21 protein-coding genes are annotated in these 25512 nt (G+C 68.0%); 5 read left to right on the top strand and 16 right to left on the bottom strand.

The window, feature by feature from the left end:
- Positions 1 to 180: 180 nt before the first annotated feature.
- The 12 genes from AC3WMR_RS09925 to AC3WMR_RS09870 form a co-directional block, all read right to left on the bottom strand.
- Entirely contained in the window at positions 181 to 1002 is an 822-nt protein-coding gene (locus tag AC3WMR_RS09925) for a ParB N-terminal domain-containing protein (protein ID WP_492262947.1), read from the bottom strand.
- Between the two features lie 193 nt (positions 1003 to 1195).
- Positions 1196 to 1804 (bottom strand): LON peptidase substrate-binding domain-containing protein, encoded by a 609-nt coding sequence (locus AC3WMR_RS09920; protein WP_492262946.1) that lies wholly within the window; start codon positions 1802 to 1804, stop codon positions 1196 to 1198.
- Positions 1805 to 1813: 9 nt separating this feature from the next.
- A complete protein-coding gene (locus AC3WMR_RS09915; protein WP_183002662.1) occupies positions 1814 to 2221 on the bottom strand; it encodes a carboxymuconolactone decarboxylase family protein in 408 nt (135 codons plus the stop codon).
- Between the two features lie 251 nt (positions 2222 to 2472).
- Positions 2473 to 3966, bottom strand: a complete 1494-nt coding sequence (locus tag AC3WMR_RS09910) for a M81 family metallopeptidase (protein ID WP_492262945.1) — start codon at positions 3964 to 3966, stop codon at positions 2473 to 2475.
- Complete coding sequence (locus AC3WMR_RS09905; RefSeq protein WP_492262944.1) at positions 3963 to 4619, bottom strand: ANTAR domain-containing response regulator; 657 nt, start codon at positions 4617 to 4619, stop codon at positions 3963 to 3965. The genes AC3WMR_RS09910 and AC3WMR_RS09905 overlap by 4 nt, the downstream gene beginning before the upstream one ends.
- A 2-nt stretch (positions 4620 to 4621) precedes the next feature.
- Complete coding sequence (locus tag AC3WMR_RS09900; protein ID WP_492262943.1) at positions 4622 to 5782, bottom strand: transporter substrate-binding domain-containing protein; 1161 nt, start codon at positions 5780 to 5782, stop codon at positions 4622 to 4624.
- A gap of 87 nt (positions 5783 to 5869) precedes the next feature.
- Positions 5870 to 6583 carry an ABC transporter ATP-binding protein gene (locus tag AC3WMR_RS09895; protein WP_492262942.1) on the bottom strand — a complete coding sequence of 238 codons (714 nt, stop codon included), beginning with the start codon at positions 6581 to 6583 and terminating at the stop codon, positions 5870 to 5872.
- Complete coding sequence (locus AC3WMR_RS09890; RefSeq protein ID WP_492262941.1) at positions 6576 to 8414, bottom strand: ABC transporter permease subunit; 1839 nt, start codon at positions 8412 to 8414, stop codon at positions 6576 to 6578. Before AC3WMR_RS09890 ends, AC3WMR_RS09895 begins: the two co-directional genes overlap by 8 nt.
- Positions 8407 to 9240 (bottom strand): branched-chain amino acid ABC transporter permease, encoded by an 834-nt coding sequence (locus tag AC3WMR_RS09885; protein WP_492262940.1) that lies wholly within the window; start codon positions 9238 to 9240, stop codon positions 8407 to 8409. Before AC3WMR_RS09885 ends, AC3WMR_RS09890 begins: the two co-directional genes overlap by 8 nt.
- A 56-nt stretch (positions 9241 to 9296) precedes the next feature.
- The gene (locus AC3WMR_RS09880; RefSeq protein WP_492262939.1) at positions 9297 to 10463 is read right to left on the bottom strand and encodes a substrate-binding protein; all 1167 of its coding nucleotides are present in this window, start codon (positions 10461 to 10463) and stop codon (positions 9297 to 9299) included.
- A gap of 59 nt (positions 10464 to 10522) precedes the next feature.
- Positions 10523 to 11413: a nitrilase family protein gene (locus AC3WMR_RS09875; RefSeq protein ID WP_492262938.1), complete on the bottom strand. Its 891-nt coding sequence runs from the start codon at positions 11411 to 11413 to the stop codon at positions 10523 to 10525.
- 291 nt (positions 11414 to 11704) lie between these two features.
- Positions 11705 to 12049 (bottom strand): GFA family protein, encoded by a 345-nt coding sequence (locus AC3WMR_RS09870; RefSeq protein WP_492262937.1) that lies wholly within the window; start codon positions 12047 to 12049, stop codon positions 11705 to 11707.
- Positions 12050 to 12161: 112 nt separating this feature from the next.
- Here AC3WMR_RS09870 and AC3WMR_RS09865 point away from each other — a divergent pair, with 112 nt between their 5' ends.
- The 3 genes from AC3WMR_RS09865 to AC3WMR_RS09855 all read left to right on the top strand — a co-directional run bounded on the left by AC3WMR_RS09865 (position 12162) and on the right by AC3WMR_RS09855 (position 15355).
- Positions 12162 to 12590 carry a VOC family protein gene (locus AC3WMR_RS09865; protein ID WP_025138363.1) on the top strand — a complete coding sequence of 143 codons (429 nt, stop codon included), beginning with the start codon at positions 12162 to 12164 and terminating at the stop codon, positions 12588 to 12590.
- Between the two features lie 80 nt (positions 12591 to 12670).
- Positions 12671 to 14101, top strand: coding sequence for an MFS transporter (locus AC3WMR_RS09860; protein WP_492262936.1), 1431 nt, complete (start codon positions 12671 to 12673; stop codon positions 14099 to 14101).
- A 69-nt stretch (positions 14102 to 14170) separates the two neighbouring features.
- Complete coding sequence (locus AC3WMR_RS09855) at positions 14171 to 15355, top strand: low temperature requirement protein A (protein WP_492262935.1); 1185 nt, start codon at positions 14171 to 14173, stop codon at positions 15353 to 15355.
- A gap of 8 nt (positions 15356 to 15363) precedes the next feature.
- Here the strand turns inward: AC3WMR_RS09855 and AC3WMR_RS09850 are convergent, their stop codons facing one another.
- Positions 15364 to 16206, bottom strand: a complete 843-nt coding sequence (locus tag AC3WMR_RS09850; RefSeq protein WP_492262934.1) for an IclR family transcriptional regulator — start codon at positions 16204 to 16206, stop codon at positions 15364 to 15366.
- A gap of 205 nt (positions 16207 to 16411) precedes the next feature.
- Here AC3WMR_RS09850 and AC3WMR_RS09845 point away from each other — a divergent pair, with 205 nt between their 5' ends.
- Together AC3WMR_RS09845 and AC3WMR_RS09840 are read left to right on the top strand one after the other, a co-directional pair.
- A complete protein-coding gene (locus AC3WMR_RS09845) occupies positions 16412 to 18079 on the top strand; it encodes a GMC family oxidoreductase (protein WP_492262933.1) in 1668 nt (555 codons plus the stop codon).
- A gap of 107 nt (positions 18080 to 18186) precedes the next feature.
- The gene (locus tag AC3WMR_RS09840) at positions 18187 to 19521 is read left to right on the top strand and encodes an MFS transporter (protein WP_492262932.1); all 1335 of its coding nucleotides are present in this window, start codon (positions 18187 to 18189) and stop codon (positions 19519 to 19521) included.
- Between the two features lie 9 nt (positions 19522 to 19530).
- Here the strand turns inward: AC3WMR_RS09840 and AC3WMR_RS09835 are convergent, their stop codons facing one another.
- From AC3WMR_RS09835 to AC3WMR_RS09825, 3 genes are all read right to left on the bottom strand, one after another.
- On the bottom strand, positions 19531 to 21039 hold the full coding sequence (locus tag AC3WMR_RS09835) for an efflux transporter outer membrane subunit (protein ID WP_492262931.1): 1509 nt from the start codon (positions 21037 to 21039) through the stop codon (positions 19531 to 19533).
- Between the two features lie 5 nt (positions 21040 to 21044).
- Positions 21045 to 24182 carry a multidrug efflux RND transporter permease subunit gene (locus tag AC3WMR_RS09830; protein ID WP_492262930.1) on the bottom strand — a complete coding sequence of 1046 codons (3138 nt, stop codon included), beginning with the start codon at positions 24180 to 24182 and terminating at the stop codon, positions 21045 to 21047.
- A 103-nt stretch (positions 24183 to 24285) separates the two neighbouring features.
- Entirely contained in the window at positions 24286 to 25458 is a 1173-nt protein-coding gene (locus tag AC3WMR_RS09825; protein ID WP_492262929.1) for an efflux RND transporter periplasmic adaptor subunit, read from the bottom strand.
- Between the last annotated feature and the right edge of the window lie 54 nt (positions 25459 to 25512).

Below are 25512 nucleotides of genomic sequence, written 5' to 3'. Positions count from 1 at the left end.
TGGGACTGCGCCAAGCAACGCTCAAGCTTTGCAATCAGCGCCCTGACCTCTTCTTCTCCGAGGTCCAGCGGATCCCCATGGGCGCTAACCGCAACGACGCAGATGGCGGAACCGTCGAACCATGCATCGAGCCGATCTTCCGCGAATAGCTGCTGTTGGCCCATATCCGGTTCCAATTCCTTAATCGTCCCCGCCGCCCGACGCATTGCGCGCCTCGGCCAGCGCCACGGTCAAATGCATGATCTTTTTCTTCAACTGATCCCGCTCGTCCGTCAGCCGGGCCAGCAACTCCCGCAACCGCGCCACTTCCGCGGGCAGGTCGGCGATATTCTCGATAGGGATATCCGGCACTGCCTCACGCGGCGGCGGGGCCTTGGCCTGGCGGACTTCGCGGGCGGCTTGTTGGAGCTCTTTCTTGCCCCCTGCCACCGCCGCAGCCTGGCGATCCGGCGGCAACGTGGCCACCGCGGCTGCCGCATTGATAGAAATCGCCCCATCCTTGACCGCCCGCACCAACTCCGGCGCGGCGGCTTTCTGGATTTTCTCGATCTGGCCCAGGGTGCTGCTGCTGATGCGCGCCTCGCGGGCCAGGGTCTGGCGGCTGATGGCGGCGGCGGGCGGCGCGGGCGGAATCGGAGGCGGCGGGGTGCTGCCGTCGTCTTCCCACGGTGGCACGCTGCGGGATTGCAGGATTTCTTTTTTTCGCAGCGCCAACACCCCGCGCTGGAAGTCGGAGACGCTGCGCCGGCCCAGGTGGTTTTCGATCATCCAGAGGTGGACGTCTTCCATGGACTTGAACGAGGTGTTCTGGCGGGTCTGGAATTCGATGCCGTGCTTCATGCACAGGGCATAACGATTGTGGCCGTCGACCAGCAGGTCGCCCCACAGGACCAGGGCGTCGCGGCAGCCTTCGGCCAACAGGCTGCGTTCGAGGGCGTCGCGCTCGTCGTCGGTCAGGGGGTCTATATAGGCGCGCAGGCCTTCGTCGATTCTTATATTCATGGTGTCCAAAAAATAATGCTTATCCGACCTGCTGCAATGCCGCCGCAGTCGGTTGCAGCCCGATGATCCTTGGCATGTCGCCACGGCCAACTGAAACCGGCTCTAAGGCGCCCCACTCCCGCTGCGGACGCTTAAGGCAGCCCAGTGCTTGCGCCGTCGGCCAGCAGCGCTTGCTTTACCAGCCGTCCCGTACTTACGGCAGCCGGCCATCCAGCGCCGCATGCACCGCCGCCAGACGCACCTGCGGGTCCGTCAGCGCCAGCAACCGTACCTTCTCGGCGGGCGGTAGCGGCAGCAGTTCGCACCAGCGATCCGCCACCCAGGCGCACTCATCCAGCCGGTACGGCGGCGCGAGGGGCATGCGGTCGGCGGGGACGCCGGCTTGCTGCCATTGGGCGACCAGGCGGCCCAGGGCGTCGGCGCAGGGCTGCAAGGCGGCGGGCACGGGAAGGATCGGGTCGTCGGGGATGGGCTCGATTTCGCCCATCCAAAGACCGTATTTTGCCAGTTGGCTGGAAACCAGCCGAAAACGGCTTGTCCCTGCACAGCGCACCTGCAGCAGCGCCGGCATGGGCGCGTCCCAGGTGTCGATGCGGGCCAGGGTGCCGACGGGGGCCAGGGTCTCGGTGCCTTCGGGGGAACGCACCTCATTTCCCGCCAGCAGCGCCACGATGCCGAATTCGGTGCCGTCGGCGATGCAGCGGCGGATCATGTCCAGATAGCGGACTTCGAAGATGCGCAGGTGCATGACGCCTGCGGGGAACAGGGCGTTGGAAAGCGGAAACAGCGGGACGATGGCCACGGCGCCGCCCTACTTCACCGCGAAGGCGTCGTCGACGGGGACCTGCATGGCGGTGACCAAGGCGTTGGTCTGGGCGGCCATGCCGATGACGCCGAGCAGTTCGGCATGCTGGCCGTCGGTCATGCCCTTGGCGCGGGCGGCGGCGGTGTGGGAATGGATGCAGTAGGTGCAGCCGTTGGCCGTCGAGACGGCGATGTAGATCATTTCTCGGACCAGGGGCGAGAGTTCACCTTCGGCCATCATGACTTGCTTCAGTTGGCCCCAGACGCGTTCGAGCTGGGGCGGGTCGTTGGCCAGTGCGCGCCAGAAGTTATTGACGAAATCGGACTTGCGGGTGGCGCGGATGTCTTCGAACACCGCCCACGCCTGGGGATTCTTGCGGACTTCGTCGTCCGACAGCAAATGCACCGTAGCCATACGCCACTCCGACAGGAAAACCGGCGGGCGGCGGCGTGCCGCCCGCGCAATGTTCCATTGAACTGGAAAGGCCGGCGCGGTTCAAGCCGTGGGCTGATTGCCGGGCGGTTTCATGAAGAGATGTCGGACGGCCTATGTAAGAAGGGATACCGGGCGACTTCTTGCGCAAGCGACCGGCATCCCCTGGCGAATGCGTCCTGGGGCTTCAGGGAAACGTGCTGAACCATGTCATGTGGACGGGTCGAACACCCTCACGGCGACACCGACGCCGGCTTGAACGGATCCAGCGGATACCGTGGCCGATTCCGCCGCTGATACGGAAACAGCGAGAAGTCCGAACTGGTCACCCCCGGGCTGTCGCATTCGACCAGGGCGCACGAGATCGGCACGAAGACCGGCCGGCAGTACATGCGCGACTTGACCAGGACGAAGCGAGCCTCGCGCGGGTTGATGCCCAGGCTTTCGAAAACGCCCAGGTCCCACGGTTCATGCGTTCTTTCGGTGAGCACCAACTGCGCGGCGCCGATGTCCAGCACGGCGCTACGCCCCATGCAGGCGGTCTGGCCGGTGTAGGTGGGACCGGTGATGACGTAGCTTCCGTCGGTAATGGCACGCACGACGCCGCGCAACGTGACCGGCTTGGCGGGGCGGCCGATGGCGGGGATGGGCAGTTTGTTGCCGACCGGCAGTTCCACCCTGGCGCCCTCTCCGGCCTGGATCATGGCCTGTACCGCTTCTGGGTCGCAGTACAGGCCGGCGACGATGCCGGTGAGACCCGCGTCGACGGCGGCCATCAGCACGTCCATCGTGTCGCAGGTTCCGCCGGACATGCAGTTGTCGCCGTGGTCCAGCAGCAGCACGGGGCGGTCGGCGCCGCGTGACAGGGCGACGGCGCGGTCCAGGGAGGCGGCCAGGGGTTCGGCTTCGTAGACGAAGCCGTCGCGGTCTTCCCAGATGGCGGCGGCGAGGCCCGCGGCGACGCGGTCGGCGCCCTCGGCATCGCCGGCGGCGACGACGATGACGGACAGGCACGGGTCGGGGATGTCGGCCAGGGCGAAGCCGGCCAGGACGGACACGCCCAGCATGCCGCCGGCCTCGGCGCCACGGGCGGCCTGGACGGCGCGGCGCATGGCGCCTTCGGCGGTGTTGCTGCGCAGGGTGTGGGTCATGAGCGGCAGGCGGCGCCAGGCCATGGTGGGCCGGGGGCCGCCGGACAGCCAGTCGAACAGGATGCGGCCGGCGTGTTCGCCGGTTTCGTACATGTCGATGTGGGGGTAGGTCTTGAAGCTGATGATGACGTCGGCGTTGCCGACCATTTTCTGGGTGACGTTGCCGTGCAGGTCGAGGGCGACGGCGATGGGTACGTCGGGGGCTTGCTGGCGCAGGCGTTCCAGCAGGTCGCCTTCGCCGTCGTCGGTGGTCTCTACGGCCATGGCGCCATGCAGGTCGAGCAGGATGGCGTCGCAGCCTTGGGCGCCCGCGACGATGCGGTCGCACAGTTGGCGGTAGGCCTCGCCGTCAACGCGGCCGCTGGGGTAGGCGGTGGCGGAGACGGGGGTGACCAGCGTTGCGCCTTGCGCTTCGGCCAGGTCGATGAAGGCGGACATGGCGGTGCGCTTGCCCTTGTTCTCTTCGTAGGCCTGGACGCCATAGGTGGGGCCGTCGTTACCAAAGGCGGCCAGCGGCGTCGGCACGGGTGAAAAGGTGTTGGTCTCGTGGTTCATGCGGGCGATCAGGACTTTCATGCCTTGCCTCCTCCTGTATTTGTGTCTGTGGGCGGGTGGGAACGCGCGCCGCCCAGGCCCAGCTTTTCCATGGCTTCGCTGGCCTCGATGATCATGGCCGCGACCTCGGCGACGCTGACGCGCAGGCCGGTGGCGCGAGTTCGCATGTGTTCGTAGGCGGCGCGTTCGTCCAGGCGCTGGTGGTCCATCAGGACGCGGATGGCTTTTTCGATGACGCGGCGCGCTTTGATGGTGTTTTCGAGTTTGTCGATTTTGTTCTGTTGGCGGCTCTGGAATTGTTTGGCGGAGCGCGCCAGGACCAGGGTGCTGAGGATGCCGGCGGAACGGAACGGCCGGGTCAGGACGCCGTGGGCGTTGGTCTTGAGCAGTTGCTTCAGTGTCGTGGGGGTTTCGTATTCGGACAGGGCGATGAGGGTGGCCTCGACTTCGCTGGCGGACCAGGCGGAGCTGTTCTGGCCGCATTGCGAGACCTGGAAGAAGACGACGTCGGCGCCGGCCGGGGGTTTGTCGGGGAACGGCCAGCACAGGTGGATGCGGCAGCCGATGCGCTTGAGCTGTTCGACGAGCAGGTCGCGGTCTTCGCCGGGCGGATAGGCGACGGCGACGGCGACGCTGCGCAGGTCTTCGTAGAGGCGGCGTAGGCTATGGTCCATGCTTATTTCAACCAGAACTCGTCCAGGCCGAAGGCCGTCAGGTAGGGGTCGGGTTTTACCGGCTCGCCACTTTGCCAGACGATGTCAAAGCGCCCGTCTGCCCGGCAGACGCCGATGCGGGGGGTGAGCACGCAGTGGTTGTTTTCGGCCAGGATGGACAGGCGGCCTTCGGGGGCATCGAAGGCCACTTGATGGACGGCCTGGACCAGTTTGCGGGTGTCCATGCTGCCGGTGCGCTGTAAGGCGCGGGCAAACAGGTGCACCTGGCTGTAGGCGCTTTCGGCGTAGACGCTGGCGGGCTGGTCGCCGAAGCGGGCGTGCCAGCGTTCCAGGAAGTGTGCGTTGGCGGGGGTGTCCAGGGTGTTGAAGTAGGTGGCGGCGGTGATGTGGCCGACGCAGAGTCCGGCGCCGATTTCGGCGACCTCGGATTCGGCCATGGTGAGGCTGGCGATGGGGATGTGCGGGGCGGCCGGTTCGGTCTGGCAGGCTTCGTGGTAGCGGCGGTAGAAGCGTTGGGCGTCGTCGCCGATCAGGGTGGAGAAGACGACGTCGGGCTGGATGCGGCGGATGTCGCGGACGACGTCGAAGATGTCGCTGTCGTCGCAGCCCAGCGGCAGGTAGGTTTCGTCGAGGATGTCGCCGCCGTGCTCTTCGACGGTATCGCGCATGATGCGGTTGGTTTCGCGGGGGTAGATGTAGTCGGCGCCGACCAGGAAGATGCGCGAGCCGCAGTGCTGGATGAGGTAGGCGGCCAGCTGCATGCTGCCCTGGTTGGGCGCGGCGCCGGTGTAGATGACGTTGGGCGAATATTCGAAGCCTTCGTAGACGGACGCGTACCAGAGCAACGAGTTGGTGCGTTCCACGACGGGCAGCATGGCCTTGCGGCAGTGCGAGGTGCAGCCGCCGAAGATGACGCTGACTTCGTCGTCCAGCAGCAGCCGCGCGGCCAGGCGGCGGTATTCTTCGCTGTCGCTGCGGGGGTCGTAGACAACGGGTTCGAGCGGGCGGCCCAGCACGCCGCCCAGGGCGTTGATTTCTTCGACGGCCAGGACGGTGCCGAAGAAATGCTGGGATTCGGTGGTGCCGGTGACGCCGCTGCGTGAATACAGCACGCCGATGCGCCACCCCTGCCCGGCGGCGTCACTGTCATTGCGGGCGGGCATAACGGCATCCTTTGCAAAGTCGCGGCGCGAGGGCTGCGGGAACGGGGCGGCCTGGGAGCCGCGCGTCAAGGTTCATGCTGGCGGGCTTCATACCTTCAAGTGGTCCATGATATGGCCGACCGCCTGCGGCGCGCCAGCCTCGCCTTGGTCGACGATGGCGCCTTGCTTGATGACCAGGTAGCGGTCGGCGACGTCCAGCGCAAAGGCCACGTTCTGTTCGACGATGAACATGGAGGTGCCGCGCCGCTCGCGTTCCCAGTTCAAGGCCCTGCCCAGCCGTTCGATGACCGACGGTTGCAGGCCCTCGGTGATTTCGTCCAGCAGCAGCAAGGCGGGCCGCTGCATCAGGCCGCGGGCGACCAGCAGCATTTTCTGTTCGCCGCCCGACAGGGTGCCGGCGTGCTGGCGCAGCCGGCTGGCGAAAACGGGAAACAGGTCCGCAATCTCGGCGAACCGTTCGTCGAACAGCTTGTCGTGGGCCAGGCCCAGGCGCAGGTTGTCGCGGATGTTCAGGTCGGGAAACAGGGGTTGTTCCTGCGCCGCGTAGGCGACACCGCAACGGGCGACTTCGTGCGGCCGCAGGCGGGTGGCGTCGATGTCCCCCAGCTGGACGCGGCCGCGCAGCTTGGGCAGGTAGCCCATGACCGTCTTGAGCAGCGTGCTCTTGCCCATGCCGTTCTTGCCCAGCAGCGCGACGCAGGCGCCGCTGGGCACCGACAGCGAGATGTCGTTCAGCACCACGGCGCCCTTGTAGCCGCTGGCGACGCCTTCCAGGCGCAGGGCCGGGGTCGCGTTAGTCATGCTTCTGCTCCTGGGGCGGGTGGCCCGTCGTGGGCGCGTTGCCGGCGTAGATGGTGCGCACCAGTTCCGATTCGACGACGTCGCGGAAGCTGCCGTCCATGACGATGCGGCCCTGGTGCAGGACGATGATGCGGGTGGCGACCTCGGCCACGAAGTCCAGGTCGTGTTCGACCAGCAGGCAGCACAGGCCATGGGTGTGGGCCAGCGATGCCAGCACCTGGCCGATGCGGGCGCGTTCGTCTTTGCTCAAGCCCGCGGTGGGTTCGTCCAGCAGCACCACGCGCGGCTCCAGCGCCAGCACCATGGCCAGTTCCAGCGCCTGTTGCTGGCCGTGCGACAGATCCCGCGCGACGCTGTCCAGCTGCTGGTCCAGGCCGGTCATGCGCAGGACTTCCAGCGCGTAGACCGGCAGGGCCAGTTGCGGCGCACGGCGGCGCCAGGACGGCCGCTCGCGCAGCGTGGTGGCGATGCGCAGGCTTTCGGCAACGGTCAGGGTCTCGAAGATGTTGGCGTTCTGGAATTTTCGGCCCAGGCCGAAGCGCACGCATTGCTCGGGGCCGTCGCGGCGCACGGGATGGCCGCAGAGTTCAACCTGGCCTTCGCTGCGTTCGGCGCCGTCGGCGATGCAGCGCATCAGCGTGGTCTTGCCGGCGCCGTTGGGGCCGATCAGGCCCAGCAGTTCGCCGCCGCGCGCTTGCAGGTCGATGCCTTCCAGCACTTTCAGGCTGCCAAAGCGCTTGGCGACGCCGGACAGGCCCAGGGCGCGCGGGGCGGCCGGTCCGCCCTGCCCTGGCGCGGAAACCGGGCGCGCAACCAAGTGCGGCGCCGGGGCGGGACGCCGCTTGCGCAGGGGCGCTAGCAGCAAGGGCAGCAAGCCGCGCGGCAGCAGCAGGATGACCAGGATGAAGGTCACGCCCAGCAGCAGCTGCCACACGAACGGCAGGTTGCCGCTGAGATACGAGCCGGCCACGTTGATCAGAATGGCGCCCAGCACCGGGCCCCAGACCGAGCCGCGTCCGCCCAGCGCTACCCAGATGATCAGTTCGGTGCCAAAGACAAAGCCGGTCAATTCCGGCGCGACCACGCCGCTGAAGGCGCCGTAGCCGAAGCCCGCCAGGCTGGCCACCGCGCCGCAGACCACCAGCAACGCGATGCGCCATTGCGCGGTGTTCAGCCCCAGGTAGCTGCAGCGCGCTTCGTTGTCGCGCAGCGCCACCAGGATGCGGCCGCCGTCGCTGCGCACGGCCACCCAGGCCAGCAGCGACACGACCGACAGGCCGCCCGCGGCGATGACGTACCAGGCTTCCAGGGACAGGTCGAAGGTGTCGTAGCCGGTCAGGCCCGACGATGACCCGGTGTAGGTGCCGCCGGACAGCGCAACCTGGGTCAGCACGATGGGCAGCACCAGCGAAATGACGGTGGCAAAGAAAGGCGACGCGCCGCGGTAGAACGACAGCCAGCCGGTGACCAGGGCCAGCAGCGCCGCCCCGCCCACCGCCGCCACCGCGGCCAGTCCGGCCGTGGCGGGGGAAAAGCCGTAATGGGTGAAGGCCAGGCCGGCGGCATAGGCGCCGACGCCGAAAAAGGCCGATTGGCCGAAGGTCAGGTAGCCGGTGTAGCCCCACAGGATGTCCACCGTCACGGCGGCCACGGCGAAGAACAGCGCCTTGATCAGCACGTTCAGCAGATAGGTGTCGAACAGCCAGGGGCCGGCCACCGTCAAGGCCAGGCACAGCACGGATAGCCACAAGAGGTCGCGGCCCCGCGCGCCGCGGCGGGCGTCGACGGCGGGCGTGGCGGGCGCCTGTTGCGCAAGAGAGGTATCAGTCATGGGCGAATCCTTTGGGGCGCAGGCGCAGGGTCAGGGCCGCCAGCACGGCAATGGTGACGCCGCCCAGGATGGGGCTGACGTAGACGCTGACCAGCACCTGGCAGGCGCCGTAGACCAGGCAGGTCACGAGCAGCGCGGTGATGGAGTTGCCCGACACCATCACCAGCATGAAGGCGCTGACCAGCCAGGGCAGGCCCATGCCGGGGTCGACGCTGGACAACGGCGTGATGAGCGCGCCGGCCAGCGCACCCAGCCCGGCGCCCAGGCCAAAGGTGGTGAAGCGGATTCGTTCGGCGTTGATGCCCAGGCCGCGCGCCAGGTCTTCGTTCATGATGACGGCGCGGGTTCGCACGCCAAAGCGCGTGCCGTTCAGCAGCAGCGTCATGGCGGCGTAGAGCAGCAGCGCGCACGGCACCAGGAACAGGCGGTAGGCGGAATATTCCGTGCCCAGGAACGGCACGGCGCCCTGGATCGGCGAATCGACGAACTGCACTTCGCGGCCGAAGGCCATGGTGATGAGCTGGCCGATCACGATGCCCAGCCCCCAGGTAGCCAGGATGGCGTCCAGCGGCCGCTTGTAGAGCGGCTGCACGATCAGGCGCTCGACCGCCATGCCGACCAGCACGCCGGCCGCCAGCGCGCACGGCAGCGCCACCCAGGGGTTCAGCCCCAGTTGCGTCACCACCAGGCTGGCGTAGCTGCCCAGCGTGATGATGGCGCCATGCGCGAAATTGACGATCTTCATCACTCCGAAGATGATCATCAGCCCGGCCGTCACGATGAACAGCATGGCGGCCGTGCTCAGGATGTCCAGCGTCAAACCCATAGTGCTCTCCGGCGCCGCCGGCCCGGCCGGCGGCGCGCTTTATGTTGCGCCAGCCGTCACTTCAGATCGGGGCACTGCGCGCCCGGGTCGACCTGGTTGAAGGTCTGCAGGATCTTGATGGCGCCGTCCGGCTGCACCTGGCCCAGGCGCATGGTCAGCGCGGCGTGGCGCTGGCGGTCCATCTTGACCGGGCCGCGCGGGCCGTCGAACGAGACTTCGCTCAGGGCCTGCACCACCTTCTGCGAATCGGTGCTGCCGGCTTTCTCGACCGCGGCCTTGTACAGGAAGAAGGCTTCGTACTGCGGCCCCGAGAACTCGTTGGCGGTCTTGGCGTCGGCGCCGAACTTGGCCTTCAGGCCGTCCAGGAACTTGCGGTTCTGCGGCGTGTCGATGCTGGTCAGGTAGGACGCCGACAGGTACATGCCCACGGCCGTCTCGCCCATGGTCTTGGCGGTGGCTTCGTCGATGGCCAGGTTGCCGTAGGGCATGGTCAGGCCCGCGGCCTTGACCTGCTTGGCCAGGCTGACGTTGGGGCCGCCGCCGGCCGTGGAGCTGATCAGCGCGTCGGGGTTGGCCGAGCGGATCTTGGATACCACGGGCGTCCAGTCCGAGCCGTCGATGGGCAGGTATTCCTCGCCCACCACGCGCCCGCCCTGCTTCTCGATGTATTCGCGGGTGAACTTGAGCATGCCGCGGCCGAACGCGTAGTCGCTGCCGACCAGGAAGAAGGTCTTGGCGCCGCGTTCCTTCATGAAGTGGTCGACCACCGGCGCCACCTGCTGCTCGGGCACCCAGCCGTTGACGTGCATCCAGCGGTTGCACGAGCGGCCTTCGTAGAAGGACGTGTAGATGTACGGCACCTTGCCGCGCGACACAATGGGCAGCGCCGCGTTGCGCGCCGCGCTGGTTTCCATGGCGATAATGGCGTCCACCTTTTTCTGGAACACCAGCGTGTCGTAGGCCTTCTGCGCGCCGACGGCGCCCGAAGCGTCGTCGGCGATCTCCAGCACCACTTGGCGGCCCAGGATGCCGCCGGCGGCGTTGATCTCGTCGGCCGCCAGCTGCGAGGCCTGCACCACGCCGGGCGCGACCACGCTGTTGGCGCCCGACAGGCCCACGGGCACGCCGATGCGCAAGGGCTCGGCCGCCTGCGCGCCGGCGGCGCCGGTCAGCATGGCGACGAAGGAAAGTCGGATGAGGAAGCTGCGATGCGGAAACTTCATGGGGATTTCTCCTTGGGGGCCGGCTATCCGCCGTTGTACGTGGTATTCAGGGCTAGGGGTCAGGCTTGCCGAGGCGCGTCGGTGGCGCCCAGCAATTCGTCATACAGGTCGCGGCGCCGGTCGCGCAGCACGTGGTTGAAGGCGTTCAGCTGCCGAGCGCGGCGCGCGGCCGCCAGGTCCACCGGCGCCACCAGCACCTCTTCCTGGTCGGCGCTGGCGGGCCCCGCGGCGGTCCAGCCTTGCGAGCCGACTATCAGGCTGCGGCCGACGAAGGGCTGGCCGCGCTCGGTGCCGACGCGATCGGCGCAGACCACGGTCAGGCCGTTGCTGTGGGCCCCGGCAATGGCCAGCGCGTGCGCCATGGCCGGGCCGTCGGGCGTTTGCCCCGGCATCGGCACCCAGTTGGTGGGCACGGCCACGATGTCGGCGCCGCGCAGGGCCAACAGGCGGTAGACCTCGGGGAACCAGCCGTCGTAGCAGATCGCCACGCCAATCCGCCCCAGTTCGGTATGAAACACGGGCAGGCCCAGGTCACCGGGTTCGAAGAACAGGTTCTCGTCGCCCCACAGATGCAGCTTGCGGTAGGTGCCCAGGTAGCCCTCGGGGCCGGCGACCAGGGCGGCGTTGTACAGGCGCTCGCCGCTGCGCTCGGCGATGCCGGCGACCAGGTAGATGCCCAGGCGCTGCGCCAGCGCGATCCAGGCTTGCGCGCTGGGGCCGTCCGGCACGGTTTCGGCCAACGCATAGGCCTCTTGGCGGCTGTCGAACATATAGCCGGTGTTGGCCAGCTCGGGCAGCACCACCAGGCGCGCGCCCTGGGCGGCGGCCTGCTCGACCATCTCGATGGAACGCGCCACGTTGGCGGCCACGCTGCCCATCTGCGGGGCCGTCTGCACACTGGCCACCCGGATCGCGGACGGGGCGCCGTCCTGCGGCTGTGAAACTTGCATGCGGTCTCCTGTTGCGGATTTGAAAACGAAAAAGCCCCCGACCACGCAGTGCGTGTGAGTCGGGGGCTTCTATAGCCAGACGAAAAGTTCGGGCAGCAATTATTGCTGCGGGGTGCTACCGGGTACTGCGGCGCGGGCCTGGGCTTGGCGCCTTGGGATCAGTGCTGATCCTGTGGCGAATCATAGGGATGCGTCGGCGCCGCGGACAATAAGAGGTTTCCCGGACAGCGTGATGAGGCCCGGATTTTGCGGCGGGGATTTGCCGGGCCGTGGCCCGGTGCGACAATGGCGTCAGGCGCTGCGGCCGTCGTACGGAATGCGGGTCAGGCCCGCCAGATCCACCGTGACCAGGCAACGCGCGTTCACCGCGGCCGTTGCCTCGCCGGTGGGGCTGGCGCCAAAGCCGAACGGCGCGCAGCCGCAGTGGGCGCAGAAGTGGTGCGCAATCACGTGCTTGTTGAATTGGTAGGTCGACAGGCTGTCTGTCGATGACGTGATGCGCAGCTGGCCGCGCGGCACGAACCACAGCAGGTAGCCCTTGCGGCTACAGTGCGAACAGTTGCATTCCAGTACCTGTGACGGCTCGCCTTCGACTTCGAAGGTAATCTTTCCGCAGTGGCAGCTTCCTTGTTGCATGGCCTGGCTCCTTGGGTGGCGGTCGAGTCTCTGCGACCGATGCGATTGCCGACAGCCATCATAAAACGACGCGGCGCGCGCCGTCGCGGCCCCTGACCAAAGGAGACCCCTCATGCCCCGACTATCCGCCTATCTCAGTTTCGACGGCAACTGCGCCGAGGCCATGCAGTTCTACGAACGCGTGCTGGGCGGGCGCATCGAAGCGTTGCTGCGCTACACGGACGCGCCGCCGGACGCGGCCATGCCGGACCTGTCGGCCGAAGATGCCGAACGCATCATGTACGCCCGGCTGGCGCTGGACGAACAGCTGCTGATGGCCAGCGACGCCACCGCAGGGCACCCCTACCCCGGCAAACAGGGCATGGCGCTGTCGCTGGCGTATCCCACCGTGTCGGACGCGCACCGCATTTTTGACATGCTGGCTGAAGGCGGCAGCGTTACCATGCCGCTGCAGAAAACGTTCTGGGCCGAAGCCCATGGCGCGCTGATCGACCGCTTTGAGACCCGCTGGATGATCAGCGGCGGGCGGTTGACCCATTAGCGCGCCGCGGGTGCCGGCCCGCTACCATTGCCGACCCATTACCGGCCCATTACCCGCCCGCGCGGCGAAGGATTCAACCCATGACGCATGGCATACACGGCAAGCAACGCTGGTGGGCCTTGATGGTGCTTTGCCTGGGCGTGTTGATGATCGTGCTGGACACCACGATCGTCAACGTCGCCCTGCCCTCGATTCGCGAAGACCTGCATTTCACCGAGACGTCGCTGGTGTGGGTGGTGAATGCCTACATGCTGACCTTCGGCGGCTTTCTGCTGCTGGGCGGACGGCTGGGCGACCTGCTGGGCCATCGCCGCATGTTCCTGGCGGGGCTGACGCTGTTCACGGTGGCGTCCCTGGCCTGTGGCCTGGCGCAGGGCCAGGGGCTGCTGATCGCGGCCCGCGCGGCGCAGGGACTGGGCGGCGCGGTGGTGTCGGCGGTGTCGCTGTCGCTGATCATGAACCTGTTCACCGAGCCCGGCGAACGCGCCCGCGCCATGGGCGTGTACGGCTTTGTCTGTGCGGGTGGAGGCAGCATCGGCGTGCTGCTGGGCGGCCTGCTGACCAGCGCGCTGTCGTGGCACTGGATCTTCCTGGTCAACATCCCCATTGGCGTGCTGGTGTATGGGCTGTGCCTGCGGCTGCTGCCCGCCGCCCGGGCGCAGGCGGCGGGCGGCAAGCTGGACGTGGCGGGCGCGGTGACCGTCACGGCCTCGCTGATGCTGGCGGTGTACGCCGTGGTCAATGGCAACGAGGCCGGCTGGACGTCGGCGCAATCCCTGGGCCTGATCGGCGCGGCGGTGCTGTTGATGGCGCTGTTCCTGCTGATCGAGGCGCGCGTGGCGGCGCCTTTGATGCCGCTGGGGCTGTTCCGGCTGCGCAACGTGGCCACGGCCAATGTCGTGGGCGTGCTGTGGGCGGCGGCGATGTTTGCGTGGTTTTTCGTGTCGGCGCTGTACATGCAGCTGGTGCTGCGCTATGACGCCATGCAGGTGGGCCTGGCCTTCCTGCCGGCCAACCTGATCATGGCGGCGTTTTCGCTGGGGCTGTCGGCCAAGCTGGTGATGCGCTTTGGCATCCGCGGGCCGCTGACCACGGGCCTGTTGCTGGCGGCGCTGGGGCTGGCGCTGTTTGCCCGCGCGCCCATCGACGGCAGCTTCGTGGCCGACGTGCTGCCGGGCATGCTGCTGCTGGGGCTGGGCGCGGGCATTGCCTTCAACCCCATGCTGCTGGCGGCCATGAGCGACGTGGAACCCAGCCAGTCCGGCCTGGCGTCGGGCGTGGTGAATACCGCGTTCATGATGGGTGGCGCACTGGGGCTGGCAGTGCTGGCCAGCCTGGCCGCGGCACGCACCACGGCGCTGGCGGCGGGCGGCGCAGCGCCGGTCGTGGCGCTTAACGGCGGCTACCAGCTGACCTTTCTGGCGGGCGCCGGCATCGCCGCGGTGGCCGGCTTGCTGAGCGGCGCGCTGTTGCGGTCGCGCAACCGCGACCTGCCCGCCCACGACTTTTAAATTCTTTACGGCGGGGGCAAGGGGCTTGCAGTAATCTGGCGGCGCCCCTTCTACAGGAAGCCCACCGCCATGACATTCCTTGCCAGCGCCAACCTGTTGCGCCGCCGGGACGGCCACGAAGCCCGCGTGACCTTCGTCGAGCTGTTCTTTGATCTGGTCTACGTCTTCGCGGTCACCCAGCTGTCTCACAGCCTGCTGCACGACCTGACGCTGATGGGCGCCATCCACACGCTGGTGCTGTGGTTCGCGGTGTGGCTGGGGTGGCAGTACACCTGCTGGGTCACCAACTGGTTCGACCCCGACGCGCTGCCGATGCGCCTGATGCTGTTCGCGGTGATGCTGGCCGGCCTGGTGGCTGCCGCGGTGCTGCCGGGCGCGTTTGGCGAGAACGGACTGATCTTCGCGGTGAGCTACGTGCTGATCCAGGTGGGGCGCACGCTGTTCGTGGTGCTGCACCTGGGGCCGTCCCACCCGCTGGCGCCGAATTTTCGCCGCATGCTGGGCTGGCTGTGCATTTCAGGGGTGCTGTGGATCGCGGGGGGCCTGGCTGACGGCGATGCTCGGCTGGCGCTGTGGGCGCTGGCGGTGGCCTGCGAATACCTGTCGCCCATGACCGGGTTCTGGCTGCCGGGCCTGGGCCGTTCGACCACCCGGGACTGGACCATCGAAGGCGGACACCTGGCCGAGCGCTGCCAGTTGTTCGTGATCGTCGCGCTGGGCGAAACGCTGCTGATCACCGGGGCCACGCTGGGCGAGCATCCGCACTGGGATGCGCCGACCCTGATCGCACTGCTGGCGGCCTTTCTGGGCACGGCGGCGATGTGGTGGGTGTACTTCGACACCAGCAGCAAGGACGGCAGCCATGCCATCGCCCACCATGCCGATCCGGGCCGGGTCGGCGCCTGCTTCCACTATGTGCACGTGATTCTGATTGCCGGGGTGATCGTGTCGGCGGTGGCCAATGAACTGGTGATTCTGCACCCGGACGGGCGCATCACCACGGCAGCCGCGGCGGCCTTGGTGGGTGGGCCGGCGCTGTACCTGCTGGGCAACGCCATCTACAAGACGGTGGTGTACGGGCGGTTTCCGCTGTCGCACATCGTCGGCCTGGTGCTGCTGGCGGTGCTGGCGCCGGTGGCCTTCGTGACCGACAACCTGATGGTGGGCGGGCTGACCACGCTGATCATGATTCTGGTGGCGGCCTGGGAAAGCGTGTCGCGCCGCAAGGCACACGGGCAGCACGCCGCCGCGTAAGACGACCGTCAGCCGCCCGGCGGGTGCCGCGCCAGCACCTCGCGCATCGACTGCGCCGCGTCCTGCAATACCGGCACTGCGCGCAGCAGGTCGTCGAGCATCAGCCGGGCGGTGGGCGCGTGGCAGGCCACCGCCGCCACCACGCGGTCCTGCGCATCGCGCACCGGCACGGCCACGGCGCTCATGCCGCGCACGAATTCTTCATTGTCGATGCCGATGCCGCGCGCGGCCAGCCGTTCCAGTTCGTCTTCCAGCCGCGCCGGGTCGGTCAGCGTGCGCGGCGTGTTGCGCGTCAGCGGCAAGCGCGCCAGCACGCGGCCGCGTTCGAGCCGGTTCATGGACGCCAGGAACAGCTTGCCGCTGGCGGTGCAATGCATCGGCACATGGCTGCCCACCGCGAAGAACAAGCGCAAGGGTTCAGCGGTTTCCACACGTTCCATGTAGACGACCTGGTCACCGTCGGGCGCGGTCAGGTTGCAGGTTTCGCCCAGCTTGCCCACCAGTTGTGCCAGCACCGCGCGGCAGGCGCGGGTGAAGGCGGACGCGCGCAGCGTGGACAGCGCCAATGCGGTGGCTTGCGGGCCGGGGACGAAGCCGTTTTCAGTCGGCGTTGCGGCGGCGTAACCGGCGCGCTGCATCGCGGCCAGCAATCGCATCAGCGTGGACTTGGGCATATCGAGCCGCTGCGCCAGTTGCGCCAGCGTGGGCGGATGCTGCGCCCGCGCCAGGTAGTCCAGCACCCGCAGCGCGCGCAAGGACCGGGCATCATCGGGCGCCTCGGCGCCTTCGGCCGCCGCCTGCGGCGATGCTGCACTGCGATTTTGAAACCGAAGAGGCATGTTCTGTTCCATTTCCCCGTTGGCGCGCGGATCGCGCTTTCTTTCGTCCGATCGCTTCCTAGAATCGCCACAGATGCAGCCTGCGCGCGCATCGCGCCGATCCCGTCCTGCGGGCCAGTATATAAGTGCGCGGCGCGGCGGCAAGCAGGGTAAACGCGCCATCCGTCCGGGTTACGCAACCCGCGCCGGATCGGCCACACCAGGGAGAAAACCAGAGATGTCTGATGCCGTGGACTACATCGTGGTGGGGGCCGGTTCAGCCGGCTGCGTGCTGGCCAACCGCCTCACCGCCAGCGGCGAACACAGTGTCTGCCTGCTGGAAGCCGGTCCGCCGGACCGCTCGCCGTGGATCCACATTCCCATCGGCTATGGCAAGACCATGTTCCACAAAGTGGTGAACTGGGGCTACTACACCGACCCCGATCCCAACATGCTGGGCCGCCGCATCTATTGGCCGCGCGGCCGCACGCTGGGCGGCTCCAGCGCCATCAACGGGCTGATCTACATTCGCGGCCAGCGGCGCGACTACGATGCCTGGGCCGCCGCCGGCAACCCGGGCTGGGGCTGGGACGACTGCCTGCCCTACTTCCGCAAGCTGGAAAACAATGACCTGGGCCCGGGCGACACGCGCGGCACCGAAGGCCCGCTGAACGCCACCTCCATCAAGACGCCGCATCCGCTGGTGGAAGGCCTGATCGGCGCGGCCAAGGCGCTGGGCGTGCCGCAGGTGCAGGACTTCAATACCGGGGAGCAGGACGGCGTGGGGTATTACCAGCTGACCACCCGCCACGGCCGCCGCTGCTCGACCGCCGTGGCCTATCTGCGCCCGGCGCAGGGCCGCACCAACCTGCGTATCGAGACCGATGCGCACGCCATGGCGGTGCTGTTCGAAGGCAGCCGCGCGGTCGGCGTGCGCTACCGCCAGGGCGGCCAGGTGCGCACGCTGCGGGCGCGTCGCGAAGTGCTGCTGTGCGCCGGCGCCTTGCAGTCGCCGCAGCTGCTGCAACTGTCCGGCGTGGGGCCGGCGGCGCTGCTGCGCCCGTTCGGCATCCGCGTGGTGCGCGACCTGCCCGGGGTGGGCGAGAACCTGCAAGACCACCTGCAGATTCGGCTGATCTACGAAACCCGCCAGCCCATCACCACCAACGACCAGCTGCGCACCCTGCACGGCCGCGTCGGCATGGGGCTGCAATGGCTGCTGTTTCGCGGCGGGCCGCTGGCCGTGGGCATCAACCAGGGCGGATTGTTCTGCCGGGTGGATCCGGCAAGCGCCAGCCCCGACACGCAATTTCATTTCGCCACGCTGTCGGCCGACATGGCGGGCGGCAAGGTGCATCCGTTTTCGGGCTGCACCTATTCGGTCTGCCAATTGCGGCCGTCGTCGCGCGGCGCGGTGCGCTTGCGCAGCGCCGATCCGTTCGAGGCGCCGTCGATGCAGCCGAACTACCTGTCCACCGAGCTGGACCGCCGCATGACAGTGGCGGCGGTGAAGTACGCCCGCCGACTGGCCGCCACCGAGCCGCTGGCCGGGCTGATGAAACGGGAATTCCGGCCAGGCCCCGCAGTCCAGGGCGACGACGAGATTCTGCACTTCTGCCGCGAGTACGGCGCCACCATCTTCCACCCGTCCGGCACGGCCAAGATGGGCCCGCGCAGCGATCCGCTGGCGGTGGTGGACGAGCGCCTGCGCGTGCACGGCGTGGACGGCTTGCGGGTGGTGGATTGCTCCATCATGCCGACGCTGGTGTCCGGCAATACCAATGTGCCGGTGGTGATGCTGGCCGAGCGCGCGGCCGACTTCATCCTGCAGGACCTGCAGGGCGCGCGCCGGCGCGCCCAGGCGCAGCCGCAGGCCGAGCGCCCGCCCCAGAAGCAAGCCGCGTGACGGCAACGAGACAACGCCGATGAACCCTCAGGATCGAACCGCATGAGATAGCGATTTCCGCGGAACGGCGCCACAGAGCGCCGCCCGCCCCACCAAAGGAGACAGGCATGGCCAAGCAGAACGAAACCGCGGTGCGCAAAGTCGTCGCCGCGTCGCTGATCGGCGCCACCATCGAGTGGTACGACTTTTTCCTGTACGGCGTGGTTGCCGGCATTGTGTTCAACAAGCTGTACTTCCCCACGGGCGATCCGCTGGTGTCCACCATGCTGGCCTACACCACCTTCGCGGTGGGTTTCATCACCCGGCCGCTGGGCGGGCTGATCTTCGGCCACTTCGGTGACCGCATCGGCCGCAAGAGCATGCTGGTGATGACGCTGATGATCATGGGGGTGTCCACCTTCCTGATCGGCCTGGTGCCCACCTACGACACCATCGGCATCTGGGCGCCCATCTTGCTGCTGCTGTTGCGCGTGTTCCAGGGCATCGGGCTGGGCGGTGAATGGGGCGGCGCGGTGCTGATGGCCTATGAATACGCGCCGCCGGGGAAAAAGGGCTTTTACGCGTCGCTGCCGCAGATCGGCCTGGCGATCGGACTGTGCCTGGCATCCGGCACGGTGGCGCTGCTTTCCACGCTGCTGACCGATGCGCAGTTCATGGCCTGGGGCTGGCGCATCGCCTTCCTGGCATCGGCCGCGATGGTGCTGGTGGGCATGTACATCCGCCTGAACATCAAGGAAACGCCCGAATTCACCGCGGTCAAGCGCGACAACGCCGAAAGCCGCATTCCCTTCATGGACATGATGCGCCGCTATCCCGGCAACGTCGCCAAGGGCATGGGCGCGCGCTACATCGACGGCGTGTTCTTCAACGTCTTCGGCGTGTTCTCGATTTCGTACCTGACGCAGACGCTGCAGATATCGCGCACCGAGGCGCTGATCGGCGTCATGGCCGCGGCGCTGGTGATGTGCTTTTTCATTCCCTATTTCGGGCGGCTGTCCGACCGGATCGGACGCTCACGGGTGTATTGCTGGGGCTCGCTGATCACGGCCATATCCGCCTTTCCGGGATTCTGGCTGATGCTCAACAGCGAGGGCAACATGATGCTGGTGTGGCTGGCCATCATCATTCCTCTGGGCATTCTGTATGCCGCCGTCTATGGGCCCGAGGCCGCGCTGTTCTGCGAGCTGTTCGACGCCAAGGTGCGCTACACCGGTATCTCGTTCGTCTACCAGTTCTCGGGGATTTTCGCCTCGGGCATCACGCCTATCATCGCCACGGCCCTGCTCAAGAGCGGCGGCGGCCAGCCCTGGCTGATCTGCCTGTATGTGCTGTTCGCGGGCGTGGTGTCGGCGCTGTGCGCGTGGCTGATCGGACGCGGGGGTCGGACGTCTGCGCAGGAAACGGCGGCGCCCGTCGGCGCCGCCGCCCTGCGCAAGGCATAAGCCCGCACATCAGCCTCGCGGGGCGGGTGCCGGCTCAAGGGCGGGTACCGCCGCGGGATGCCGCGACTGCTCTATCGCCCGCTCCGCGGTCGGCGCGGGCGCTGACGCCGGCCAGCCGCCGCCCAGCGCCTTGAACAAGGTGGCCAGCGCCGCCTGGCGCTGGGTCGCCACCTCGATGTAGGACAGCTGGTCCGCGAAGGCGCGGCGCTGCGCGTCCAGGTAGCGCAGGTGGCTGTCGACGCCGCCCCGATAGCGCGCTTCGGACAGGCGCTGGGCCTCGGCGCTGGTCTGGGCCAGCGCGCGGCGCGATTGCTCTTCGCGCCGCAGCGTGTCGGTAGCAGCCAGCGCATCGGACACGTCGCGGAAGGCCGACTGGATGGTCTTTTCGTACTGCGCCACGGCGATGTCGCGGCGCACGTTGGCCAGGTCCAGGTTGGCGGTGTTGCGCCCCCCGGCGAAGATCGGCAGCGTGATCTGCGGCGTGAACGACCAGGCGCGCTGGCCGCCGTCGAACAGGTTCGACAGTTCGGCGCTGGAACTGCCGAACATGCCGGTCAGCGAAATGCTGGGAAAGAATGCGGCGCGGGCTGCGCCGATGCTGGCATTGCGCGACTGCAACTGGTGTTCGGCGGCGCGGATGTCCGGCCGGCGTTCCAGCAATTCAGACGGCGCGCCGGCCGGGATTTCCTGCACCAAGGGGGCCGCGGCGATCAGGCCCTTGGGCAGGAAGGGCCCCAGGTCGCCCACCCCCACCAGCAGCGCCAGCGCGTTGCCGGCCTGGCGGGCTTCGCGGTCGATGCGTTCCAGGTCGGCGCGCGCCTGTTCGGCCAGGCCCAGCGCTTCCTGGTAGTCCAGCGCCGTGGCCGCGCCGGCCTGGCGCCGTTTGGCGGTCAGGGCCAGCGAGGCCTCGCGGCTGTCCAGCGTCTGGCGCGTGACCTGCAGGCGGCGCAACGCGCTGTCGCGCGCCAGGTAGGCCTGGATCACCTCGGCCACCAGGCTGATCTGGGCGCCGCGTGCGTTGGCCTCGGTGGCCAGGTATTCCTGCAAGGCGGCGTCCGACAGGCTGCGCACGCGGCCGAACAGGTCGATCTCGAACGATGTCAGGCCCACCCCGGCCTGGTAGCTGCTCTGCACCCCGGCGTTGCCGCTGGCGTTCAGGTCGCCCGGCACCCGTTGCCGCGTACCCGTGCCCTGGGCGTTGATGCCGGGCAACTGGTCCGCGCGCTGCACCCGGTACTGGGCTCGCGCGGCTTCGATGTTGAGCAGCGACTGGCGCAGGTCGCGGTTGTTGTCCAGCGCCAACGCCACCAGCCGGCGCAGGTCTTCGTCAACGACGAACGACCGCCAGTCCAGGGTGGCGGCCGCCGACGGCGTGCCGTTCTGGCCGCCGGCCGGCTGGTTCCAGGTAGCCGGTACCGGCGCGTCGGGCCGTTGGTACACGGGCGCCATCGAGCAGCCGGCCAATACCGCCGCCAGGATGGCGGCGCCCAGCCGTGAAACTAAAAAAGTCGCTTTCATGGATCTCACTCCTGAGGTGCGGCGGCGGGGGCCGGGGCGGCTGCCCGCTTGCCCTTGAACCGCGACAGCACCCACACGAAAAATACCGGCACGAAGATCACGCCCAGCAGCGTCGCGCTGAGCATGCCGCCGATGACGCCCACGCCCAGGGCGCGTTGGCTGGCGCCGCCGGCGCCGGTGGCCAGGGCCAGCGGCACCACGCCCAGGATGAACGCCAGGGACGTCATCACGATCGGGCGGAAACGCAGCTTGGCGGCCTCGATCGCGGCGTCGACCAGCGTATGGCCCTGCTCGCGCAGGCTCTTGGCGAATTCCACGATCAGGATGGCGTTCTTGGCCGCCAGCCCGATGATGGTGATCAGCCCCACCTTGAAGTACACGTCGTTGGACATGCCCAGCACGGTCACCGCCAGCACCGAGCCCAGCGCGCCGATCGGCACGATCAGCATCACCGACGCGGGAATGGCCCAGCTTTCGTACAGCGCCACCATCAGCAGGAACACCACCAGGAACGCCAGGGCGAACAGCATCGGGGCCTGCGCGCCGGCCAGCTTTTCCTGGTAGGACAAGCCGGTCCATTCGTAGCCGATGCCTGGCGGCAGTTCGGACACGATGCGCTCGATTTCCGCCATGGCCTGGCCCGTGCTGGCGCCCGGAGCCACGTCGCCCGCGATCTTGAACGCGGGGTAGCCGTTGTAGCGGGAAATCTGCACGGGGCCGTTTTCCCAATGGGTCTGCACGAAGGCGCTCAGGGGCACCATGCCGCCCGACTTGTTGGGCACGTTCAGCTGCAACACGCTTTCGGGCGTCATGCGGTCGCGCACGTCGGCCTGCACCACCACCCGCTGCAAGCGGCCGGCGTTGGCGAAGTCGTTGACGGTGGCCGAGCCATAAGCCGAAGAAATCGCCGTGCTGATGGTGTCAAAGCCCACGCCCAGCGCCTCGGCCTTTTGCCGATCGATATCCAGGCGCAGCTGCGGCGCGTCCGCCAGACCTTCCATCATGGCGTAGGCGATGAGCGGCGAGCTGTTGGCCTTGGCCAGCAACTGGTCGCGCGCCGCCGTCAGCGCCGCCCGGCCCAGGCCGCCGCGGTCTTGCAGGCGCAGCGCGAAGCCGCCCGAGTTGCCCAGGCCGTCGATGGGCGGCGGGTTCACCGCCATCACCGTGCCGTCGTCGATGGCGGCAAAGCGGCTATTGACGCTGTCGGCCACGTCGGTGGCGGCCTGGCCTTTGCCACGCTGGGACCAGTCTTTCAGGGACGGGAACGCGATGCCCGCGTTCTGGCCCGTGCCCGAGAAGCTGAAGCCCATGACGGTAAAGGCGTCGCCCATGGCGTCCAGCGACATCAGGTGCTGTTCCACGTCGGCCACCACCTTGTCGGTGCGCAGGTGCGTGGCGCCCGGCGGCAGTTGCATATCAACGATGACGTAGCCCTGGTCTTCGGGCGGCACGAACGATTCGGGCAGGCGCATGTACAGCACGCCCAGCACCGCCACGATGGCCGCGTAGATCACCATGTAGCGCCCGGTGCGCCGCACCAGCCGCGAATTCAGGCCGACGAAGCGGTCGGTCAGCCGCCCGAAGACGCGGTTGAAGGCGCCGAAGAAGCCGCGCTTTTCCTCGTGATGGCCCTTGGGAATCGGCTTGAGGAAGGTGGCGCACAAGGCCGGCGTGAAGGTCAGCGCCAGGAAGCCCGAGAACAGGATGGACACCGCCAGCGACAGCGAGAACTGCTGGTAGATCACGCCCACCGAGCCGCTCATGAAGGCCAGCGGCAGGAACACGGCCGACAGCACCAGGGTGATGCCGACGATGGCGCCGGACACCTGGCTCATGGCCTTGACCGTGGCCTCGCGCGGGGGCAGGCCTTCTTCGGCCATGATGCGTTCGACGTTCTCGACCACCACGATGGCATCGTCCACCAGGATGCCGATGGCCAGCACCATGCCGAACATCGTCATCATGTTGACCGAGAAGCCCAGCAGCGACATGACCGCGAAGGTGCCCAGCAGGCACACCGGCACGACGATGGACGGGATCAGCGTGTAGCGCACGTTCTGCAGGAACAGGAACATCACCACAAACACCAGCGCCATGGCTTCGAACAGCGTGTACACCACCTTTTCGATGGCGACGCTGACAAAGCGCGAGCTGTCGAACGGCACCGAATAGGCGACGTCCTCGGGGAACGAGGCCGACAGTTCCTGCAGCCGCGCCTTGACCGCCTTGACGGTTTCGATGGCGTTGGCGCCCGGCGCCAGCTGCACGGCCGCGCCCACGGCGGTCTTGCCGTTCAGGCGGGTTTCGAAGTCGTAGCTCTGGCGCCCGACTTCCAGCCGCGCCACGTCGGCCAGCTTGACGGTCGAGCCGTCGGCGTTGGCGCGCAGCACGATGCGGCCGAATTCCTCGGGCGTATCGAGCATGCCCTTGACGGCCAGCGTGGCGGTCAGTTCCTGCTCGGGCGAACCCGGCCGGCTGCCGAAGCTGCCCGCCGGCACCTGCACGTTCTGCGCTTCGATGGCGGCGTTGACGTCGGCCACCGACAGGCCCACGCCCAGCAGCTTCTGCGGGTCGATCCAGACGCGCATGGCGGCTTCGGCGCCGAAGAACTGCACCTTGCCCACGCCGTTGACGCGGCGGATCTCGTTATTGATATAGCGAGCGGCGTAGTCAGACAGGCCGACCACGTCCTTGCCGGTATCGTCGCCCTTGTAGGTCAGGGCGTAGATCATCAGGAAGTTCGAACTGGCCTGTTCCACTTGCAGGCCCTGCTGCGTGACGGCGCGCGGCAGGCGGGCTTCGGCCTTCTTGATGCGGTTCTGCACGTCGACCTGGGCCAGGTCGGGATCGGTGCCCGGCTCGAACGTGACGGTGATTTCGGCACTGCCGCTGGAGCTGCTGGACGAATCGTAGTACAGCAGCTTCTTGGCGCCGTTCAATTCCTCTTCGATGACGCTGGTCACCGAGTCCACCAGGGTGCTGGCGGACGCGCCGGGGTAAATGGCGTTGATGGTCACCTGGGGCGGCGCCACCACCGGAAACTGCGACACCGGCAGCGACGGAATCGCCAGGATGCCGGCGAGCGAGATGAAGATGGCCACCACCCACGCGAATTTGGGGCGGCCAATGAAGAACTTGGACATGATCTAACCTCGGATGGGCGGGCGGTGCACCGGCGGGCGCGCGGCGCAGGGCCGCGGCGCATAAGGAGACGGGCGGGTCTGCGGCACGACCCGCGCGCGGTGGTCAGCGAACCGCATCGGCGTCCCCACCCGGCACGGCCGCGACCTTGGCTTGCGGCGCGGGCGTCACGCTGACCTTCTGGCCGGGCACGGCGGCATTGCCCCCGCCGACGATGACCCGATCGCCGGCCGACAGGCCTTCCAGGATGTGCCAGTCTGCGCCGCGCATGGTGCCGGTGCGCACCAGGCGGGTCTGCACCACGTCGCCCTCGCCCACCAGCAGCACCTGCGGCTTGCCGTCGGTGCTGCGCGTAACGGCGCGTTGCGGCACCAGGATGGCCTGGGGGTCGACGCCCTGGCGGGTCTGCACGCGCACATACATGCCCGGCAGCAGCAGCACGTCGGGGTTGGCGAATTCACCGCGCAACGACACCTGGCCCGTGCCGCGATCCACCGCGATGTCCGAGAACAGCAGGCGGCCGCTGCGGGTGCGGTCGGCGCCATCGATGCTGATGGAAATATCGGCGCCCTCTTCCTGGCCCAGCTCGCCCGTCTGCATGGCTTCGCGCATGCGCAGCATGTCGGCCACCGGCTGGGTGAAGTCGACGTAGATCGGGTCCAGTTGCTGGATCTTGGCCATGACGGTGGCCTCGTTCTGGCCGACCAGCGCGCCTTCGGTGACCTGGGCGCGGCCGATGCGGCCGGAAATCGGCGCCTTGACCGTGGCGTAGTCCAGGTTCAGTTGCGCGGTCTCGACGTCGGCCTGGGCCGAGCGGCGCGCGGCCTGGGCGCTCTTGACCGCCGCGCTGGCGGTGTCGAAGTCCTGCTGGCTGACGGCTTCGATCTTGACCAGCGGGGTGTAGCGCCGCAGCACCGCCTGGGCGTCGGACAGGGCCGCATCGGCCTTGGCCAATTCGCCCTGGGCGCGCGACAGCGCCGCCTTGAACGGCGCCGGGTCGATGCGGAACAGCACATCGCCCGCCTTGACGTCGGCGCCTTCCTCGAAATTGCGGCTGAGCACGATGCCGGCGACCCGTGCCCGCACTTCGGCGACCCGCATGGGTTCGACCCGGCCGGGCAGCGAGCTGGCCAGGTCGTAGCGCTGCGGCTGCACCGCCACGACCTGCACCGCCCGGGGCTCGGCCTGACTCGCGGCCATGTCGTCGCCGCCGCAGCCGGCCAGCACGGCCGCCAGTACCGCCACTACGGGCCAGCGCCATGGTTGATGCTTGATCACTCTTACCTCCCGCCCGCGGCGTCTTGAACTGAATAAGATCTGAATGCTACCTTA

Source organism: Achromobacter sp. FW305-C-28 (assembly GCF_058783235.1).
The sequence above is the reverse complement of the archived record's forward strand: the minus strand, read 5'-3'. Positions and strand labels throughout refer to the sequence as shown.

Coding starts and splice junctions, on each gene's coding strand:
- AC3WMR_RS09905 (WP_492262944.1), bottom strand. CDS start 4,619: ATGGACCATAGCCTACGCCGCCTCTACGAAGACCTGCGCAGCGTCGCC.
- AC3WMR_RS09865 (WP_025138363.1), top strand. CDS start 12,162: ATGCCCCGACTATCCGCCTATCTCAGTTTCGACGGCAACTGCGCCGAG.
- AC3WMR_RS09885 (WP_492262940.1), bottom strand. CDS start 9,240: ATGGGTTTGACGCTGGACATCCTGAGCACGGCCGCCATGCTGTTCATC.
- AC3WMR_RS09860 (WP_492262936.1), top strand. CDS start 12,671: ATGACGCATGGCATACACGGCAAGCAACGCTGGTGGGCCTTGATGGTG.
- AC3WMR_RS09840 (WP_492262932.1), top strand. CDS start 18,187: ATGGCCAAGCAGAACGAAACCGCGGTGCGCAAAGTCGTCGCCGCGTCG.
- AC3WMR_RS09830 (WP_492262930.1), bottom strand. CDS start 24,182: ATGTCCAAGTTCTTCATTGGCCGCCCCAAATTCGCGTGGGTGGTGGCC.
- AC3WMR_RS09925 (WP_492262947.1), bottom strand. CDS start 1,002: ATGAATATAAGAATCGACGAAGGCCTGCGCGCCTATATAGACCCCCTG.
- AC3WMR_RS09855 (WP_492262935.1), top strand. CDS start 14,171: ATGACATTCCTTGCCAGCGCCAACCTGTTGCGCCGCCGGGACGGCCAC.
- AC3WMR_RS09915 (WP_183002662.1), bottom strand. CDS start 2,221: ATGGCTACGGTGCATTTGCTGTCGGACGACGAAGTCCGCAAGAATCCC.
- AC3WMR_RS09910 (WP_492262945.1), bottom strand. CDS start 3,966: ATGAAAGTCCTGATCGCCCGCATGAACCACGAGACCAACACCTTTTCA.
- AC3WMR_RS09900 (WP_492262943.1), bottom strand. CDS start 5,782: ATGCCCGCCCGCAATGACAGTGACGCCGCCGGGCAGGGGTGGCGCATC.
- AC3WMR_RS09880 (WP_492262939.1), bottom strand. CDS start 10,463: ATGAAGTTTCCGCATCGCAGCTTCCTCATCCGACTTTCCTTCGTCGCC.
- AC3WMR_RS09895 (WP_492262942.1), bottom strand. CDS start 6,583: ATGACTAACGCGACCCCGGCCCTGCGCCTGGAAGGCGTCGCCAGCGGC.
- AC3WMR_RS09835 (WP_492262931.1), bottom strand. CDS start 21,039: ATGAAAGCGACTTTTTTAGTTTCACGGCTGGGCGCCGCCATCCTGGCG.
- AC3WMR_RS09870 (WP_492262937.1), bottom strand. CDS start 12,049: ATGCAACAAGGAAGCTGCCACTGCGGAAAGATTACCTTCGAAGTCGAA.
- AC3WMR_RS09845 (WP_492262933.1), top strand. CDS start 16,412: ATGTCTGATGCCGTGGACTACATCGTGGTGGGGGCCGGTTCAGCCGGC.
- AC3WMR_RS09850 (WP_492262934.1), bottom strand. CDS start 16,206: ATGGAACAGAACATGCCTCTTCGGTTTCAAAATCGCAGTGCAGCATCG.
- AC3WMR_RS09890 (WP_492262941.1), bottom strand. CDS start 8,414: ATGACTGATACCTCTCTTGCGCAACAGGCGCCCGCCACGCCCGCCGTC.
- AC3WMR_RS09875 (WP_492262938.1), bottom strand. CDS start 11,413: ATGCAAGTTTCACAGCCGCAGGACGGCGCCCCGTCCGCGATCCGGGTG.